Source organism: Actinospica durhamensis, assembly GCF_018139695.1.
GTDB classification, from domain to species: Bacteria; Actinomycetota; Actinomycetes; order Streptomycetales; family Catenulisporaceae; genus Actinospica; species Actinospica durhamensis.
Window position 1 is genome coordinate 1 of record NZ_JAGSOG010000769.1, and the last position, 436, is coordinate 436.

The following is a 436-nucleotide window of genomic DNA, read 5'->3' on the forward strand; positions in this document are numbered from 1 at the left end:
CCTCCCAGTGCTGCTGGACGCGGTTCATACCGGTGAGCCAGCGGTCGGGGTCGGTGGCGCGGGCCCGGTAGTACTCGGCGACCTCGGGGTGCGGCAGGATCAGGAAGCGGTCCTCCTCGATGCCCCGGAAGAGGGCGTCGGCCACGTCCTCCGGCTCGATCGCGGTCGGCTTGAGCACCAGGTCGCCCGCGCTTCCGCTGGCGTCGAGCATGTCGGTGCGCACGCCCTGCGGGCAGATCGCGTGGACCTTCACGCCGCGGTGGCGGTACGTCAGCGAGAGCCACTCGGCGAAGGCGTACGCGCCGTGCTTGGTGACGCTGTAGGGGGCGGTGCCGATCATGGTGAGCAGTCCGGCCGCGGAGACGGTGGAGACGAAGCGGCCGCCGCCGCGCTCCAGCCAGTCCGGGAGCAGCGCGTGCGCCGCGCGGACGTGGGC

General features: G+C 72.9%; 1 protein-coding gene. It reads right to left on the minus strand.

The annotated features are described in order from the left end of the window. Positions 1-436, minus strand: a 436-nt coding sequence (locus KDL01_RS42135; RefSeq protein WP_212534298.1) for an SDR family NAD(P)-dependent oxidoreductase, incomplete at both ends; no start/stop codon positions are given.